At 55.0% G+C, this 16,462-nt stretch carries 15 protein-coding genes; 3 read left to right on the forward strand and 12 right to left on the reverse strand.

All coding sequences use genetic code 11. From position 1 onward, the window contains the following. Positions 1 to 206: 206 nt before the first annotated feature. The 10 genes from NYE26_RS26765 to NYE26_RS26810 all read right to left on the reverse strand — a co-directional run bounded on the left by NYE26_RS26765 (position 207) and on the right by NYE26_RS26810 (position 9,452). A complete protein-coding gene (locus NYE26_RS26765; protein WP_339251426.1) occupies positions 207 to 608 on the reverse strand; it encodes a response regulator in 402 nt (133 codons plus the stop codon). A 150-nt stretch (positions 609 to 758) separates the two neighbouring features. Next, entirely contained in the window at positions 759 to 1,433 is a 675-nt protein-coding gene (locus tag NYE26_RS26770) for a Na-translocating system protein MpsC family protein (protein WP_339251428.1), read from the reverse strand. A 310-nt stretch (positions 1,434 to 1,743) separates the two neighbouring features. Further along, positions 1,744 to 2,106 (reverse strand): ferredoxin family protein, encoded by a 363-nt coding sequence (locus tag NYE26_RS26775; RefSeq protein WP_209876726.1) that lies wholly within the window; start codon positions 2,104 to 2,106, stop codon positions 1,744 to 1,746. Then, entirely contained in the window at positions 2,103 to 3,710 is a 1,608-nt protein-coding gene (locus NYE26_RS26780; RefSeq protein WP_339251431.1) for an FAD-binding protein, read from the reverse strand. Before NYE26_RS26780 ends, NYE26_RS26775 begins: the two co-directional genes overlap by 4 nt. A 31-nt stretch (positions 3,711 to 3,741) precedes the next feature. Then, positions 3,742 to 4,809 carry an ABC transporter substrate-binding protein gene (locus NYE26_RS26785; RefSeq protein ID WP_339251433.1) on the reverse strand — a complete coding sequence of 356 codons (1,068 nt, stop codon included), beginning with the start codon at positions 4,807 to 4,809 and terminating at the stop codon, positions 3,742 to 3,744. Between the two features lie 53 nt (positions 4,810 to 4,862). Further along, positions 4,863 to 5,195: a ferredoxin family protein gene (locus tag NYE26_RS26790; protein WP_339251435.1), complete on the reverse strand. Its 333-nt coding sequence runs from the start codon at positions 5,193 to 5,195 to the stop codon at positions 4,863 to 4,865. Beyond that, positions 5,192 to 6,799: an FAD-binding protein gene (locus NYE26_RS26795; RefSeq protein WP_339251437.1), complete on the reverse strand. Its 1,608-nt coding sequence runs from the start codon at positions 6,797 to 6,799 to the stop codon at positions 5,192 to 5,194. Before NYE26_RS26795 ends, NYE26_RS26790 begins: the two co-directional genes overlap by 4 nt. Positions 6,800 to 6,848: 49 nt before the next feature. After that, on the reverse strand, positions 6,849 to 7,736 hold the full coding sequence (locus tag NYE26_RS26800; RefSeq protein ID WP_339251439.1) for an ABC transporter permease: 888 nt from the start codon (positions 7,734 to 7,736) through the stop codon (positions 6,849 to 6,851). A gap of 15 nt (positions 7,737 to 7,751) precedes the next feature. After that, positions 7,752 to 8,573, reverse strand: coding sequence for an ABC transporter permease (locus NYE26_RS26805; protein ID WP_339251441.1), 822 nt, complete (start codon positions 8,571 to 8,573; stop codon positions 7,752 to 7,754). A gap of 102 nt (positions 8,574 to 8,675) precedes the next feature. Further along, the gene (locus tag NYE26_RS26810; RefSeq protein WP_076084669.1) at positions 8,676 to 9,452 is read right to left on the reverse strand and encodes an ABC transporter ATP-binding protein; all 777 of its coding nucleotides are present in this window, start codon (positions 9,450 to 9,452) and stop codon (positions 8,676 to 8,678) included. A 393-nt stretch (positions 9,453 to 9,845) separates the two neighbouring features. Here NYE26_RS26810 and NYE26_RS26815 point away from each other — a divergent pair, with 393 nt between their 5' ends. Then, positions 9,846 to 10,994 carry an LLM class flavin-dependent oxidoreductase gene (locus NYE26_RS26815; protein WP_209876710.1) on the forward strand — a complete coding sequence of 383 codons (1,149 nt, stop codon included), beginning with the start codon at positions 9,846 to 9,848 and terminating at the stop codon, positions 10,992 to 10,994. A gap of 919 nt (positions 10,995 to 11,913) precedes the next feature. Continuing rightward, on the forward strand, positions 11,914 to 13,473 hold the full coding sequence (locus NYE26_RS26820; protein ID WP_339249124.1) for an IS1182 family transposase: 1,560 nt from the start codon (positions 11,914 to 11,916) through the stop codon (positions 13,471 to 13,473). Positions 13,474 to 13,799: 326 nt separating this feature from the next. Here the strand turns inward: NYE26_RS26820 and NYE26_RS26825 are convergent, their stop codons facing one another. Together NYE26_RS26825 and NYE26_RS26830 are read right to left on the reverse strand one after the other, a co-directional pair. Further along, positions 13,800 to 14,027, reverse strand: a complete 228-nt coding sequence (locus tag NYE26_RS26825) for a hypothetical protein (protein ID WP_036730425.1) — start codon at positions 14,025 to 14,027, stop codon at positions 13,800 to 13,802. A 4-nt stretch (positions 14,028 to 14,031) separates the two neighbouring features. Then, on the reverse strand, positions 14,032 to 15,033 hold the full coding sequence (locus NYE26_RS26830) for a TIR domain-containing protein (RefSeq protein ID WP_339251444.1): 1,002 nt from the start codon (positions 15,031 to 15,033) through the stop codon (positions 14,032 to 14,034). Between the two features lie 239 nt (positions 15,034 to 15,272). Between NYE26_RS26830 and NYE26_RS26835 the strand changes: the two genes are divergently transcribed. After that, positions 15,273 to 16,460 (forward strand): N-acetylmuramoyl-L-alanine amidase, encoded by a 1,188-nt coding sequence (locus tag NYE26_RS26835; protein WP_339251446.1) that lies wholly within the window; start codon positions 15,273 to 15,275, stop codon positions 16,458 to 16,460. The last annotated feature ends 2 nt before the right edge of the window (positions 16,461 to 16,462 follow it).

A 16,462-nucleotide genomic window follows, 5' to 3' on the forward strand; every position in this document is an offset into this window, starting at 1 on the left:
CCACCGCCCGTTTGTGAAGTATTAGATGCAATTCCTTTATATTAAATCTGCAATATAAATATCTTGCATAATCGGGCGAAAGTCAAATCATTATGTCGAATACTGACAATTCCTTATTCAGCGGATTACAGCAGCCCGTGAACCCGCCGCCAGACAGAGATCTCCCCAGCTCCCCACCTTAATGAATCCCCTGTTGCTATTTCAAGCTAAATCTTCTGCAGGTCTTCTCCGTAGAGCAGCCTTTTCACGGTTTCGGTGAACGCTTTAACCTGAAAGGGCTTGGTGATATATTCGGCAAACCCCTTCTTCCGGGCCTTCTCAATATCCGAGCTTTGCGCAAACGCACTCGTCGCCAGCACCGGAATATGACAAGTTGCCTGATCCTGCTGCAGTATTTCCAGAGCTTCATACCCGTTAAGTCCGGGAAGCCCGATGTCCAGGATGATCAGATCCGGCAGAGCTTCCCGCGCTATTTGGAGTCCAAGCTCTGCCGTATCAGCCTTCAGCAGTAATACGGAGGGCAGATTTCTTTTGAAGATATGATGTACTAGGGCCATATTGAGCTGATTATCTTCTACATATAATACCGTCCACTTGCACTCCTCCATCCAGCTTATCCTCCTAAAAAGTCTCAGCACCCCTAACGGCAGATGGGCAGAAAATAAAAAAACCGAAGAAAGGGACGATTCCCCCTTCTTCGGCTCATGTTCGGCTCATTTGCATGTCCGACTCATTTCCACCTCATATATGGTTAGACTTCATTGAAAAGTATAGGCTATCACGCTGGTATCTTTGTCGAAATCCCAATCCACATAAATATCCGCCAGCTCTTTGCCGAGCATCTGGGCTATAGTGGTGGTATCATCCAAATACCTCTTCTCCATCTTGCGCTTGGTAGTCTTAAGCGTATTCTCATAGCCGAGGCCAATCAATTCCTTCTCCAAAGGAATCATGATGCCTTCGCGCTTGATAATCAGAATGCGGGGTCCCAGCCACCAGGAGTCTGTATGGACCGGTTCCTTTTGGACCTTCCTGGTCACCTCGTTAATCTGGGTATGGACTTCCTCGCGCCCGGCATAATCATCAATCGGTACGTCGTCATTCTTGATGAGCGCCACGATCATCCCCGATGCGTTATGAATGCCCCAATCATAAAAAAGCTCGCCGACCTCAATAGCCAGGCTCTCCTTCAGGTACGCTGCAAGTTCGGGAAGCAGGGACTTCATCAGAAGCTCCCGTGTATAACGAAACGCCTGTTCTTCTTCCTTATTCAATAAAAACCTCTCCACAGGTCCGATGAAATTACGGATATGCAGTGCTATACATTGCTCCCCGATAGAGGCATGTATCGATTCAGGTCCCTTCCCGAAACGTTCCCGCAGTAGCCTTCCTGTGAAACTGGAAAGTTGGCTAGTAAGTTCTGTAGTGCTCATTCAATTTCCTCCAGCATAATATTCTAGTGTCTGTGTGTAGATTTGGGGAGACGCTCCGCCTGCTGAAGAAACGGTTCGTTCAACTTAGTATAATCTCAACCGCCCAGTTAGTATATATTAAAATAATTTATATTTTTCTGCAGCAGCTTAGCCTGCTTCTATATGTATCGGCGTGCTCCTAGTATTGCCCAAATTATGTCATATTACTTAGACACGGCCGAAACGTACAAGAACATGCACCCGTCAGTCAGAAGCGATTATATACAAAAAGGTGTTCCGCTGCCGGCATGGCTGCGGAACACCTGTGAATTCACTTGCCTATCTCTTGCTGCTTGCCGCGGTAAGCTTCGGTGAAGACCTCGAAGAACGGTGTCGTGTCCCGTTCTGCCATCGTGTCCTCCGCCCCCGGATTCCAGCCGATCTCCTTCCGCCAGCTGCCCAGCCGGCCGGATTCAATCAGCTCCTGCTCATCCGGGTTCGCAGACTTATCTGCCTGCGGTGCCACATACAATGCATCGACAGGACAATAAGCTTCGCACATGAAGCAGGTCTGGCAATCCTCCTGGCGGGCAATGACGGCAAGCTTGCCCTCCATCGCGAAGACATTCGTCGGACAGACCTTCACGCACAGCCTGCAGCCGATGCAGCGGTCCTGGCTAACCAGCTCAATCATATGGCCCGCTCCTCTCCCGGAATCCGCAGCTCATGGGCATGAGGCACACTTTCCGTGCGGATACCGATCGTATTAACGCCGGAGAGAATCAGGCGGTGGGTCTGGCGCGGGTCCAGCGCCGGATACTCGGCCAGGCGCTGCAGGCCGCGGCTCTCCTTGCGGGCCAGCGCAGCAGTGTAAATCCAGCGGCCGACATTCAGCATAGCGGCCGCTTCACGTGACTGCACGATGCCCTGAACCGTGGCAGGCACCTGCCCGCCCAGCTCGGGCATCAGGCGGTTCAGGCGCTGCAGGGCGGCAGCGACCACGGGCTCGCTGCGGAAGTAATTGATCCGCAGCGGCAGGATCTCCTGCTGGACCGCCGCGATCAGCGGCTTCGCGTCCAGCGTCCTTGCCGTGCCGGCGCCAGCCGGCATGCCGTAGCGGCCCGCCGCGCGGAGCATCCGGCGCTCCGCCGGATGCGGCTGCTGCAGAGCGAGCCGCGCCGCGCTTCGTCCTGCCCAGCTGCCGCTGCAGATGGCCCAGGATGCATTGTAGGCGCCGCCGCCGGAGATGGCGCCGGTCACTTTCTCGCGGGAGGCGGCGTCGCCTGCCGCATACAGCCCCGGCACCGAGGTTTCACACCCGGGGCCGGTCAGGCGCAGGCCGCCCGTGCCGCGCATCGTGCCTTCATAGCGGAGCGTAAGCGGAAATTTATCCTTGAACGGATTAATCCCCGCCCGCTCCAGCGGCATGAAGAAGATCGGATGGGCGTTGCGGAGGAAGTCCTGCTTCTCCTTCGTATCTGCCAAATCCAGAGAAGCATAGACCGGGCCCTTCAGCATCAGCTCGGGAATGCTGCCGAAGGTGCGGTCACCCCGGTGCAGCGGCCTGCCCGCAACATCATACAGCGTGGCCCAGGCCAGCATCCGCCCGCGGGTGACCGTTCCATCCGCGAAGCTCGGAGCATATTGCCGGGTGAATTCCATGCCCGACAGCTCGGCACCGGCTTCGGCTGACATCAGCAGCCCTTCACCGGTAAGCACATTACAGCCCAGCCCTTTGCTGAGGAAGGTACAGCCGCCCGTAGCCATAATCACCGCATTCGCCTTCACTTCCCAGCTCTCTCCGGTCAGGCGGTTGATTCCGCGGGCGCCACCCACGCCGTGCTGATCATGGAGCAGCTCCAGTGCCGGAGATTGATCCCAGATGCGCACTCCCGCCTTGCGCACCACTCTGCGCATAATCCTCATGTATTCCGGGCCATGCAGATGCGTCCGCAGCGGCCTGCCCTCCTCATCCTTCGGGAAGGGATACCCCCATTCCTCTACCAGCTGCAGATTCTGCTCGACCTGATCCAGCACACGGTGTATCCAGGCATTCTCCGAGAGATAGCCGCCGGCCTTAAGTCTGTCCTGCACGGCCTGCTCCCGCAGCTCGGCTACCGGCGGAATCACCAGCAGCGTCGTTCCCCCCGGCGCGGTAGCCCCGCTGGTTCCGAGATATCCCTTATCGGCCAGGATCACTTTCGCTCCCTGAGAAGCTGCACTCCATGCCGCCCATGCTCCGGCCGGGCCTCCACCCAGCACTAGAACATCTGTTGTAGCCTGCTGTTGCTGCGGCATTCCGCTTCCTCCTCTTTCGGTCCTCTGAACATTACTTGAGCTGCCAATCGCTAATATTGAAATCCTTCTTGGCCAGCTTCTCATCGACGAGGAAGTTCTTGGTGCCCTCCAGCAGCTTAATGCCGTCATCTGTGAAGGCTGTATCCTTGATATCACTGATTGGATTGACCTGCTTCGCGAGCTCCGGGGTGGTATCTCCGATCTCAGCCAGGAATGCATAATATTCATCTTCATGCTGCTTCAGGTCGGCCAGTGCCTTCTCCCGGGCCGCATTCCAGACCTTGGGGAAATCCGGGAATTTCGCAAGGTACTCCTCTGACACTACGGTAGCGCTGCTACCGAGCAGATCCGGATGCTGCGAGGCATCATCCAAATGGGTGTACCCCTGCTCAATCTGCTTAAGCGCCGCCACACCGTTATTGGTGGTCGCGTCTACATCGCCGCGGGCCAGTGCTGCGCTTGCATCGGGAATCAGCATGTGAACCAGCTTATAATCAGTTACGCCCTCCTGCTTCAGCAAGCCGACTACATAACGGTGCATAAACGAACCTTTTTGGATGGCAATCGTCTTGCCCTTCAGGTCCTGCACCGTCTTCGGCCCGTCCTTCTTGCCGATCAGATAACCGACTGTATGCGCTGAAGTCTGGGCGATCAGCCGGGTCTTGGCTCCTGAGGCGTAGGCGATAATCGCCGGGGTATCCCCGAGGCTGCCGAAATCGAGTCTTCCGCTGATTAAGGATTCCGTCTGATCCGGCCCGTTCGGGAAGCCTGTCAGCTTGATTTCGGTAATTCCGTATGGTTTCAGCTCTTCCTGAATAATGCCCTTGTAAAGGCCCCAGCCTTCCGCGCCTCCCGGCAGATTCAGCTTATTGGAGCCGATGTAGCCGAAATTCAACACGGCCGGAACATTGCTTGCAGCCTTACCGCCAGCCGCTTCAGCGGTATTGGTACCTCCACTGCCTGCTGCCGAGTTGCTCCCCGAGCCTGTATTATTGCCGCAAGCCTGTAGTACCAGCATGATCATCACCACACCTGTAATCAGCGTGAGGCGTCCCCTTTTGCTCCATATACCTGTAATCTCTCTGTACAATCTGCTCATTGCTGTATTCTCCCCTCAGTCGTCTACTGGATGTTGTTATCGCATATCAGAAATCAGAATCCTGCCCGCGCCGCCAGCTTCACCATGAAGTCATGACTAGCCACCGGCTGTCTGCCCTTGCCCCAGCCTACCTTCTCGCGGTAGCCTCCAAGCAGGCCTTGCTCCTCCAGCTCTGCCTCTGTAATCCCGGTAATTCCCTCGGAATCCGGAGCAACATACAGCGCATCCACCGGACAATACAGCTCACACATGAAGCAGGTCTGGCAGTCGCTCTGCCGGGCGATCACGGGAATTCCGTTCTCTACCCGGTCGAATACATTGGTCGGGCAGACGGATACGCATTGGTTGCATTCTATACACCGGTCAGCGCTGATGACTTCAATCACAACAATACACTCTCCTTCGCTACCTCTTCTGTCTTCACCCATACCTGATCCAGTCCGCCGCTGATCAAACGGTGATGCTGGCTGTCATCACTTCCCTTGAAGTCCTCCCGTTTGTGCATTCCCCGGGTCTCGGTGCGGGTCAGTGCGGAGCTGTACATCCAGCGTGCCGTCGCCGTCATCGCTTCGGCTTCACGCGCCTTTACACCTTCCGGCGTGCGCTGGATTTCCCGGCTGCGCTGCTCCTTCCATAGTCCGTCCAGACGTTCCAGCGAAGAGGCCAGCCCCTGCTCTGTACGGAACAGATTAATATCGTACGGTTTGACTTCTGCCTGCACAGCCTCCACATATTCTGCGGTTCTGGCAGCTGCGCCTGCCCGGACTTCCCCATGAACCAGCGGGGAAGAGGACAAGCCGGAAGGTGTCCGATGGCTGGCATGCCGGCCAAGTCCTGCGGCATAAGCCGCAGCCCCTTCTCCGGCGAAGGAGCCGGAAGACATGGCCCAGGCGGCATTATGGCTGCCGCCTCCGGTGAACCCGCCGCAGATCAGCTCGCGGGTGGCGGCATCTCCCGCCGCGTACAAGCCGGGCACGCCTGTGCCGCACTGCTCATCCGTAATCCGGATGCCGCCGGTCCCCCGGACGGTCCCCTCCAGCCGCAAGGTTACCGGGAAAAGATCCTTGAAGGGATTAATTCCCCGCCGGTCGAACGGCAGGAAGAAATTCGTCTGCGCCACCCGCAGCAGCGGCTGCAAAGCCTCATCGGCTCCGTCAAGCTTCGCGAACACCTGGCGGCCCGCCAGCAGATTCCGGGCAATGACCGAGCGGCCCTTCTTGGAGCCCGCTCCTTCCACCACGCTGCCGTCCTCATAATAGAAGCTGGCATAGCTATAATATGCGGTCTTCGTTACAGAGGAGAAGGTCGGGCAGATCGCATAGGCATTGGAGAACTCCATGCCGGACAGGCTCGCTCCTGCTTCCGCAGCGAATAAGTAACCATCACCCGTCAGGACGTTGCAGCCCAGCGCCTTACTGAGGAAAGCGCAGCCCCCGGTAGCGATAACCACCGCCCCGGCATGCACACTCCAAGCTTCTCCGTTCTGGGTCTGCACGCCGGCCGCTCCGGCTACCCCGTGCTCATCGGCGAGCAGCTCCAGCACGGGACTGTGGTCCAGAATCTTCACACCTGCCTTCTTCACCAGCTTGCGCATCAGACGCATATATTCAGGTCCCTGCAGGCCCCGCCGGTATGGATTGCCTTCCTCATCCACCGGGAACGGATAGCCGCTGACACCCAGTCTGTTCATATTCTCATAAGTACGGTCCAGCACCCGGTCCATCCAGCGGTGCTCTGCCAGCTTACCGCCCATAGCATAACGGCTGGCCTTCGCGGCCTCGCGCAGCTCCTCCTCCGGCTTCACGTACCATACTCCTGTGCCCGACGGGGCAGTCGCGCCGCTGGAGCCGCAGTATCCTTTATCGGCCAGAATCACCTTCACTCCCTTGGCTGCGGCTGTAAGTGCCGCCCATGTTCCTGCCGGACCTCCGCCGATTACCAGTACATCTGCCGTCAGTTTCAATGCTTCCTTCAGTGCCGGTTGGCTCATGTTGTTGCCCCCTTGGTTTCATTAGCGTTAGCGTTTCATTAGCCCGTCTTCAACCTTGATAGCTGTCACGCCAGTACAGGAATTTGCGTTCGATGACGCGGAATAGAGAATCGATTAGCTTGCCGACCACGGCGAAAATAAGTATTCCGACAAAAATCACTGCCGTATTGGAATTCTGCTTCGCTTCATTAATGAGAAATCCAACCCCGGACTGTGATCCGATCAGTTCAGCAACCACCAGACCGATCCAGGCCACAGCCATCGACAGGCGCAGTCCCAGGAGAATGCCGGGCAGCGCAGCCGGCAGGATCAGCCGCCGCAGCTTCTGCAGCGGACTGAAGCCGAGCACCCGGGCCACTTCGAACAACTTGTTATCCACTCCCCGGATGCCCATGAAGGTATTAACATAGAGCGGGAAGAAGGAGCCGCTCATGATAATAACCACCTTCGAGATCTCGCCGAAGCCAAACCACAGAATAATTAGCGGGGCAATCGCCAGATGCGGAACCAGCCGCAGAATCTGAACACTTGGGTCCAGCAGATAGGCTGCGCTGCGGAACAGGCCGGTCAATGTCCCCAGCAGCAAGCCGAGAATACCTCCAATCAGGAACCCGATGCCCGCCCGTCCAATGCTGACACCCACATGATGGACGAGTTCTCCCTTAACGGTCAGATCCGCAAATGCAGAGAGGATCGTCAGCGGTGCCGGAAGAAACTCCGGCGAGATCCAGCCTGCGCTCCCGGCAAGCTGCCACACGGCCAGCACCGCTACGGGAATGGCTGCCCCGGCTACCCAGTCATACAGAAGCTTTTTCCAGAATACTGAATCTGTCTTTCTCTTGTTGTTAGCCGTAGTAATTGAAGCAGTTCCGCTATAATCACGGGCTTCCCTTACCCCCTTGGCTGTCTTGATTATGGCTTCGATCCCTTCACTCATGCTGTTCTTCCCCTCCTATCCCTGATAACTGTCCCGCCACCGGAGCAGATGCTGTTCAATCAGGCGGACAATCGTGTCACTCAGCAGTCCGACAGCGGCAAATACAATAATTCCGACAAATACAACCGGCGTATCGGCAAACTGGCGGGCATCTGACATCATGTAGCCGATCCCCGAGGTAGAAGCAATAAGCTCCGCCACCACCAGTCCCAGCCAGGAGAGTCCCAGCGACAAGCGCACCCCGAGCATTATATTCGGCACCGCCGCAGGCAGCACCAGCCGCACAATCTGCTTCCCTCTGCTGAAGCCAAGCACTCTGGCTACCTCAAACAGCTTGTTATCCGTCCCGCGTATACCGATAAAGGTATTGATATAGACCGGGAAAAACGCCCCTTTGGCAATCAGCAGCACCTTGGATTCTTCGCCGATGCCGAACCAGAGAATGAACAGCGGTACTACGGCAAGGCTCGGAATCATCCGGATCATTTGCAGCGAGGGGTCCAGCAGCTTCTCCGACCGGCGGAATAATCCGACCAGGATGCCGAAGAACAGACCAAGCCCTCCGCCAAGCAGAAATCCTGACAATGCCCGCACGACACTAATTCTCAGGTTGCTCCATAAATCCCCGGTAGACGCCAGCGTAATGAATGACTGGGCAATCGTATAAGGTGTCGGGAACAGCATCTCCGAGATCACTCCGTAATAGCCCAGAATCTGCCACAGGATCAGTATCCCTGCCGGAAGCAGCAGCCCCAGACCGGCAATGACCACTTTTCCAGGTCCATCAGGCTGTCCGGTTTTTCCGGCATTCCCTACAGTTACAGTCCGCTCTGCCATGGCTGTCTCTCCTTCTGAATTAATTAATATATTCGTATGGATTAAGTCGGATATGAATTAGCACTTAACCTCACTTTTCCATAATAAGCATCTGGAGTTACTTTATATTCCGGCCCCGTCCTTCAGCTCAAGCTCCTCCACCTTCTCGAAGTAATTCAATACCTTGAGCCGCAGCTCTTGAAAGGAGGTTGTTGTTTTGGAGCGCGGATACGGCAGGTCTATGGGAACGATCTTACGGATTCGGCCGGGACGAGGCTCCAGAATCACCACCCGGTTCCCCAGGAACACGGCTTCATCTATATCATGGGTCACAAAAATCATCGTCGTCCGGTTCCGCTGCCAAATGTCGAGCAGCACCGACTGCATATGCGCCCGCGTAAAAGCATCCAACGCGCCAAAGGGCTCATCCAGCAGCAGAACCTTGGGACTGCGCAGCAGCGCCCGGGCAATCGCTACCCGCTGGGCCATCCCGCCCGACAGCTCACGGGGATAGGACTTCTCGAAGCCGCCGAGCTTCACCAGCTCAATCAGCTCATCTACCCGCTGCCGGATATCCGGCCTGCCCAGCGGCAGATCCGAGGCAATATTCTTCTCTACCGTAAGCCAGGGAAACAAGCGGTGCTCCTGAAAAATAAACCCCTTATCGATTCCCGGCCCGCTGATCGCTGCCCCCTCCAGGGTAACACTGCCGGTATAGCCGGTATCCAGACCGGCAATGATGCGCAGCAGGGTGCTTTTGCCGCAGCCGCTGGGTCCAATCACCGTGATGAACTCCCCCTCCTGCACCTCCAGCTCGACATCCTCCAGCGCCTGCACCTTGCCTCCAGCGGTATCAAAGTGCTTATTCAGTTCTGTGATAGACAACAATGCCTCTCCCATATCTGCTCCTCCTTCTGGCTGAATTCCCTTAGCAACAAAAAAACAGAGGGACCTCGCGCAACAATCACGCAGGCACCTCTGTATGAACAGTCGGTAAAATATAATCCAAAGTAAGTTGATTGGAATTTGTAAATTTAAAATATCATCCATCAGGTAATCTGTCAATAAAAATACACAATATCCGGGCGGATTAATTTGATTTACTGCTGACATTCTTCTGAAACTATGAAACAGTAACGATGAACCAGACAATGTTAATAGCTATTCGCAAACTTCCACTCATATACTTACAATTAGTAAGTAATTGTGATATACTGGGCTATATCCTTGCACTAACGGACAAGCTTACAAGTAACTGCTGCTCACCATTCTGGATGATAAGGGGTCTGTACCATGAACAATCAAGGGAATACACAAGCTAATGCGCAAGCAAATACACAAGCGGATGCTCAAGAAAAAGAAGCAAGCCTGCCGGAGTTTGAATTCGGCATTTATACATTGGGCGATATTGTTACCGACTGCCATACAGGGCAGCGGATCAGCCCCGCTCAACGCCTGCAGGAAGTCATTGCAGCCGCGAAGCTGGCCGATGAAGCCGGACTGGATGTATTCGGCGTAGGCGAGCATCACCGGCTGGATTTCGTAATCTCATCGGTGCCCGTTGTCCTGGCAGCTATCGCCCAGGTTACACAGCGGATCAAGCTTACCAGCGCTACGACCGTGCTAAGTACCATTGATCCGGTCCGTGTCTTCGAGGACTTCGCCACCCTGGACCTCTTGTCTGGCGGTCGGGCCGAGATCATTGCCGGACGCGGCGCTTTCCTGGAATCCTTCCCGCTGTTCGGCTACGAGCTGGAAGATTACAAGCAGCTGTTCAGCGAGAATCTCGACCTGCTGCTCACACTGAACCAGCATGAAGTCATGAACTGGAAGGGCAAATTCCGCTCCCCGCTGCATAACGCCGAGATCGCTCCACGTCCGCTGCAGCAGAGACTCCCGCTCTCGGTCGGCATCGGCGGTTCAGCCGAAAGTGCCGAGAAGGCTGGGGCCCTTGGCATAGGCATGGCTATCGCTATCCTGAGCGGCAGCCCGGAGCCCTTCCAGAATCTGGCCGGCACCTACCGCCGCGCCGGTGCAGCCGCCGGCCACCAGCCGGAGGACCTGAAGATCGCCATCACCAGCCATGGCTACATCGCCAAGACCTCTCAGCAGGCACTGGATGAGTATTACCCTTATTACTACAGCTACCGTAATGCGATCAGCCCGCGCCCCGGTCAGGAGTACCGGATCTCCCGCAGCGAGTTCGGCCGGTTCACCTCGCCGGACAACACCCTGGCCGTGGGCAGCCCGCAGCAGATTATCGAGAAGATTCTCTATCAGCATGAGCTGTTCGGCCATAACCGCTTCATGACCCAGCTCGACATCGGCGGCCTGCCTTACGCCAAGGTAGCCGCCGCCATCGAGCTGCTCGCCACCGAGGTCGCCCCGGTGGTGCGCCGCGAGGTTGCGAAGAAGCAGCGCGGAATTTCCTCCGCGCAATAGGGGCTATTGCGCTGGATGGGGTGCCGCCTAACTGATTGGCTCATTTAACTAATATCTGCTGGATTCAGGGGCACTTGTGCTCCTGATTCGCTCATTTAGCCAACTTTTGCTCGATTCAGGGGCACTTGTGCTCCTGATTCGCTCATTTAGCTAACTTTTGCTCGATTCAGGGGCACTTGTGCTCCTGATTCGCTCATTTAGCTAACTTTTGCTCGATTCAGGGGCACTTGTGCTCCTGAATTGTTCATTTAGCTAACTTGCACTCCTCATCCAGCCTACCTTCAGCACCACCAATGGGATTTATCCCTTTCATTTCCCCGTACAGCCCACTTCCAGCGCCACCAATGGGATTTAGCCATTTCATTTACCCATCCAGCCCACTTTTCAGCGTCACCAATGGGATTTATCCCTTTAATTTCCCCGTCCAGCCCACTTCCAGCACCATCAATGGGATTTATCCCGTTAATTCCCCCGTCCAGCCCACTTTTCAGCGTCACCAAAGGGATTTATCCCTTTAATTCCCCCGTCCAGCCCACTTTCAGCGCCACCAATGGGATTTATCCCTTTCATTTCCCCATCCAGCCCACTTTCAGCGCCACCAATGGGGCTGTCCCAAAAGCCATGAAATGGCTGCTTGGGACAGCTTTTTATTTTGGAGTAGGATCAACGTGAGCACTTGGGTGGACGCTTCGCGAACGGACCGTTGTTTGGGTCGCTGTGGTCTCCAGATTTTTTTCATTCCCCTTAGCGGTGAAAATCCGGAGACCAAGGCGACCGCTGCCGCTTTTTCACAATCGTTCCGTCCTCTCCGCTGTTTAAGCGGGAAAAGTTTCTTCAAATCTTTCTAAAATCACAAAAAGAAACCTCTCTTTTGTTAAAATGGAGTTACCACACAACCATTTCAAAGGAGAGGTTTCTTTTGTACATTCAATATACCATGGACCAGCTTTGCTTGCCAATGGATCTGGAAGAAGATATCCCGGAAAATCACCTCGTTCGCGTCGTGAATGCCGCCGTCAATCGGCTGGACAACGCCATTTTTGACGCGGCCTATCCCGGCGGCGGCCGTGACAGCTACCATCCTAAAATGCTCACCAAAGTCATCATCTACGCTTACACTCAGCGAATCTATTCGTCTCGCCAAATCGCCAAAGCGGTCCGGGAGAACATTCCCTTCATGTGGCTGGCCGGACGGCAGCGACCCGACTTCCGCACGCTGAATCGCTTCCGTTCCCAGCGGATGAGAAAGGTCCTCGAAACGGTATTTACCGCCGTGCTTCAGTTTCTGGCTGACGAAAATTACGTGTCTCTGGAGCATTATTTTGTGGACGGAACTAAGATCGAAGCGAATGCCAATCGCTACACCTTTGTCTGGAGCAAAGCGGTCAGCAAACACAAAGCGAAACTGCAAGATAAGGTACAGGCCCTATTCGCTGACATTGAAGCAGCGGAAGAGCAGGAAGAACAAGAGAATCAGGGCAAAGATCTGGCTGAACTCAGCACGGGTTCGCAAATGGACAGTGAGAAACTCGAACAAGCCGTGCAAAAGCTTGAAGCTCAGCTTGCCGAAAAACCGAAAGACAAGCCCCTAAAAAAGACGGTTGGGAAGTTGCGTAAGGATTTGCTCCCTCGACTGCAGAAGTACGAACAATATCAAAAGCTGCTTGGGGACCGGAACAGTTTCAGCAAGACCGATCCCGAGGCAACGTTTATGCGGATGAAAGAAGATCACATGCGAAATGGCCAACTGAAGCCAGGTTACAATCTACAGATCGGGACCGAAAACCAATTTATTTTAACCTACAGTCTACATCAAAGACCGGGTGACACCCGCTGTTTAGAACCACATCTGGCAAAAGCAAAGCAATTCCTCGGAAAACTTCCAAAGACGGTCATTGCAGATGCCGGCTATGGAAGTGAAGAAAACTACGCCTATCTGGAAAAGAGCGGGATACAGGCCGTCGTGAAATACAGCACCTACCACAAAGAAAAGAGCAAAGCCTGGAAAGCCGACGTCGGAAAAATCGAGAACTGGACCTACGACGGATCCGAGGATCGCTGGACGTGTTTAGTTGGACACCCGCTGTATTTCCAACGAGAGAGCAAGGAAACCACAGAGAGTGGATACGAAATTAAGAAGCGTCATTACCAAAGTCAAAGCTGCGGAGGTTGTCCGCTAAAAGAAAACTGCACGAAGGGAAGCGGAAACCGGGAAATCGCAGTCAGTTTGGAGCGACTTAGATACCAGAAACAGGCGAAAGAAATCCTCCGAAGCGAGGAAGGCTATCTATTGGCCGTACGTCGAATGACGGAGCCGGAAAGTGTATTTGGACAATTAAAAAATAACCGGGGCTTCCGGCGCTTTCTGCTTCGCGGCATGGAAAAAGTGACGCTAGAGGTCGGTTGGCTTTCGCTTGCTCACAACCTGCTGAAGCAAGCAGCGAATGACCAGAAACGCAAGGGAGCGATCCTCCAATAATGGAGAATCGCTCCCTTTCTTACAAATTAATCCTTTAAGAAGGCATGGAATTTTTCCCCACCAGTAGAGTATCTACTTTTGGGACAGCCCCTTTCATTTCCCCATCCAGCCCGCTCCCAGCGGAGTCCACATATCACCCTAATTCCTAATATTAGTTTGAGTTCAAGACCCGGCTGACGGAGGATGCCACGGATGTGAGTGAGCAAGCCCATCAGGAGAGCGCATAACTTCGCATTCCCTAAGTCGTTGGCCGCCGTTCCTCAAACAGCAAAAAAAGCCCCCAGCGATTGCTGGGGACCTGTTCAATAGTATGAATTAGCCAATATTCAGGCAAACGATGGCTTGTTATTATCCACTTTACCGCTGACCAGCTTCTTGTACTCGTCGTCTCCACCCTCCACGGATGGTGCCAAATACACGCTTGACGCTGAGGGCGTAAGCTTGGGGCCGGATTTGCGTCTGGAGCGGCCTTTGCCTCCCGCGCTGTTGCCGTCACCGCTTGCAGACCGGCGGACAGTACTGGATACACTAACGGCATTCTTCATATTCTTCATCCTGTTAGTCCCCTCCCACTAAATGATTGACGGTGCGGAACAAATCCCGGTTATAGGCCACGACTGCTGTAATATCCTCTCCCGATAATCTCTGATTTCCCGAGAAGTGCACGGACAGCACATGGTTCTCCCCTAAAGGATAGCATAGGATATATACCTCCGCAACTTCCGTACGCTGTAAAAAAGTCCATTCTTTTGCCAGAAAAGCATCCAGCACCCCCGGCTTCACGCTTCCGTCCTCGAAGGCGGCGAACGGATACATCTGCCCGCGCCCCACATTGCCGCCGACCTGCTTCAGGCCCGCTTCCGCTTCGGCCCGCCACATGGCGGCTCCGATGACCCGGCAATCCTCCGGGGGCAGGAATGAATTGCGGACGGCTTCGCTCAGTGCCTGATATTTCTCGGCTGCCTGGGGTGGCGTTACATTATTATTATATTGCCAAAAGAAGTGAAGGATACTTTCTTTTCGCCTAAGCTCTGCCCGAAGCTGCAACAGCTCTACAGCCGGGTCGTGGTACATCCCCTGCGCCTGAATACTGTCGATGATCTTGCCACAGCTCACATCCACCGCTGCTGTAACATTCTCGTGCTGCCACTCATATTCCAGCGGGGTTAGTCCCAACAGATCCGACAGCAGATGATACTCTTCCACATTCTCACCCGGAATCAGATCACTGCGCGCGGGTACCTGATCCGGCAGCAGGCAGAAGACCCGGCCGCGCCGCAGCCGTGCCCAGAACAGGCCCATTTCGAACTGGGTGTTGTCCCGGGTCACATAATAATATTTACCCCTAATCCGGGCTACATCATCCGGCGAGAACACAAAGACGGCAAAATCGCTGATATCCAGATTCCGCTCCAGCGCTTCCATGGTGTACTCATTCGGCCGGAAAGCAGCGGCATACCACGGATGGACCTCAGCGGTCCGCTTCAGCTGTTCGTGGATAGCCCTGGCATAGCGGATAGATTCTCTGGAAGAACCAATGAATAATCTAGGTCTGATCACGGCGGCACTCCTTTGTCTGTTTCCCCAATATGTAATAATTATACAGACATTTCCTGCCAACGAATAGGGCTTCAGGCGATATTCAACAGCCGCATAGGAAGATGAGAGTACTGTAATAATCATCGTTGTTAGCGGTAGTTGGAGTAGGTATTTATCTTCAATTTTAAATTTTCGGTATTCTTCTGCCGATGAAACGGGTAATAGATTGTTATCTCTCCGGGAAATGAGGATTTATTTGTATGCGACAAAAATTACATACTGCAGTCCTGTCAGCCTGTCTGCTGACTTCATCCATACTCGCACCTGTCCTGCCGTCTTCTACCGCTTATGCTGCAACTGCTTACACGGCCAAAGTGTTCGCCAGCTCCCTGAATGTACGCAGTGAGCCTGCTGCAAACGCTGCCGTCACAGGCTCTCTGGCTGCCGGAGCCACCGTTACCGTCACTGAAGAGCAGCATGGCTGGCTCAAGGTCCGGGCCGGCTCTGTCTCCGGCTGGGTAGCCGGTTATTATCTGAAGCGTACCAGCGGAAGCTCGTCCACCAGCACTTCTTCCGCCAGCACTTCTTCCAGCTCCACCGCCTCCAAGGCATCGGCCAAGACGGCGGTTAAGACCACATCGGCCTCCAGCGGAACGGCTGTCGTGACCGCGTCTTCCCTGCGCATCCGCAGCGGGCCGGGAACCGGCTATGAGGTAGTCGGCTCCCTGCAATCCGGCAACAAAGTGACACTCCTGCTCCGGCAGGGAGAATGGTCGCGGGTCCGCACCGCCGGAGGAACCGTCGGCTGGGTATCCTCCGGGTATCTGTCAGGCGGAACCGTCCGCAGCGCAAGCACTATCAGCTCAAATAGCCAGACTCCGAGTGTGGTACGGAAATCCGGCAGTATCCGGGGCAAGCTGATCATAGTGGACCCTGGCCACGGCGGCACCGATCCGGGCATGCTCGGGACAACCTATAACACGATGGAGAAGGATCTGACGCTCCAGACCTCCCTGTATCTGCGGGATTATCTGACCGCCAAGGGAGCCAGAGTGGAGATGACCCGGACCCGCGGGGACCAGAAGCCTGCGCTCTCCCAGCGGGTGCAGCTCGGGCGGTCGCTCGGCGCAGACGCTTTTGTCAGCATTCATTATAATTCATCACCGAAGAATGTCTCCGGCACGCTGACCTTCTTCTATTCGCAGCAGAACGACCTGCGGCTGGCCCGGGCAGTGGAGACCCGGCTGGGTGAGGGCATCGGCCTTCGCAGCAACGGCCTCTCCTTTGGCGACTATCATATTCTGCGGGAGAACCCGCTGCCGGCCACCCTGGTAGAGCTGGGCTTCCTGTCGAACCCGTACGACGAAGCAATTGTACGCAAGGCGTCTTATCAGCGGAAGGCGGCTCAGGCGGTCGCTGAGGGAGTGGCCGATTATTTCAACAAGTAGAT

The organism is Paenibacillus sp. FSL P2-0136 (assembly GCF_037975325.1).
GTDB lineage: Bacteria > Bacillota > Bacilli > Paenibacillales > Paenibacillaceae > Paenibacillus_AQ > Paenibacillus_AQ silagei.

What these genes read in the sequence shown, in the direction of transcription:
- NYE26_RS26775 (WP_209876726.1), bottom strand. Translation starts at nt 2,106, where the DNA reads ATGATTGAGCTGGTTAGCCAGGACCGCTGCATCGGCTGCAGGCTGTGC.
- NYE26_RS26815 (WP_209876710.1), top strand. Translation starts at nt 9,846, where the DNA reads ATGAACAATCAAGGGAATACACAAGCTAATGCGCAAGCAAATACACAA.
- NYE26_RS26770 (WP_339251428.1), bottom strand. Translation starts at nt 1,433, where the DNA reads ATGAGCACTACAGAACTTACTAGCCAACTTTCCAGTTTCACAGGAAGG.
- NYE26_RS26795 (WP_339251437.1), bottom strand. Translation starts at nt 6,799, where the DNA reads ATGAGCCAACCGGCACTGAAGGAAGCATTGAAACTGACGGCAGATGTA.
- NYE26_RS26810 (WP_076084669.1), bottom strand. Translation starts at nt 9,452, where the DNA reads ATGGGAGAGGCATTGTTGTCTATCACAGAACTGAATAAGCACTTTGAT.
- NYE26_RS26765 (WP_339251426.1), bottom strand. Translation starts at nt 608, where the DNA reads ATGGAGGAGTGCAAGTGGACGGTATTATATGTAGAAGATAATCAGCTC.
- NYE26_RS26780 (WP_339251431.1), bottom strand. Translation starts at nt 3,710, where the DNA reads ATGCCGCAGCAACAGCAGGCTACAACAGATGTTCTAGTGCTGGGTGGA.
- NYE26_RS26785 (WP_339251433.1), bottom strand. Translation starts at nt 4,809, where the DNA reads ATGAGCAGATTGTACAGAGAGATTACAGGTATATGGAGCAAAAGGGGA.
- NYE26_RS26835 (WP_339251446.1), top strand. Translation starts at nt 15,273, where the DNA reads ATGCGACAAAAATTACATACTGCAGTCCTGTCAGCCTGTCTGCTGACT.
- NYE26_RS26805 (WP_339251441.1), bottom strand. Translation starts at nt 8,573, where the DNA reads ATGGCAGAGCGGACTGTAACTGTAGGGAATGCCGGAAAAACCGGACAG.
- NYE26_RS26825 (WP_036730425.1), bottom strand. Translation starts at nt 14,027, where the DNA reads ATGAAGAATATGAAGAATGCCGTTAGTGTATCCAGTACTGTCCGCCGG.
- NYE26_RS26800 (WP_339251439.1), bottom strand. Translation starts at nt 7,736, where the DNA reads ATGAGTGAAGGGATCGAAGCCATAATCAAGACAGCCAAGGGGGTAAGG.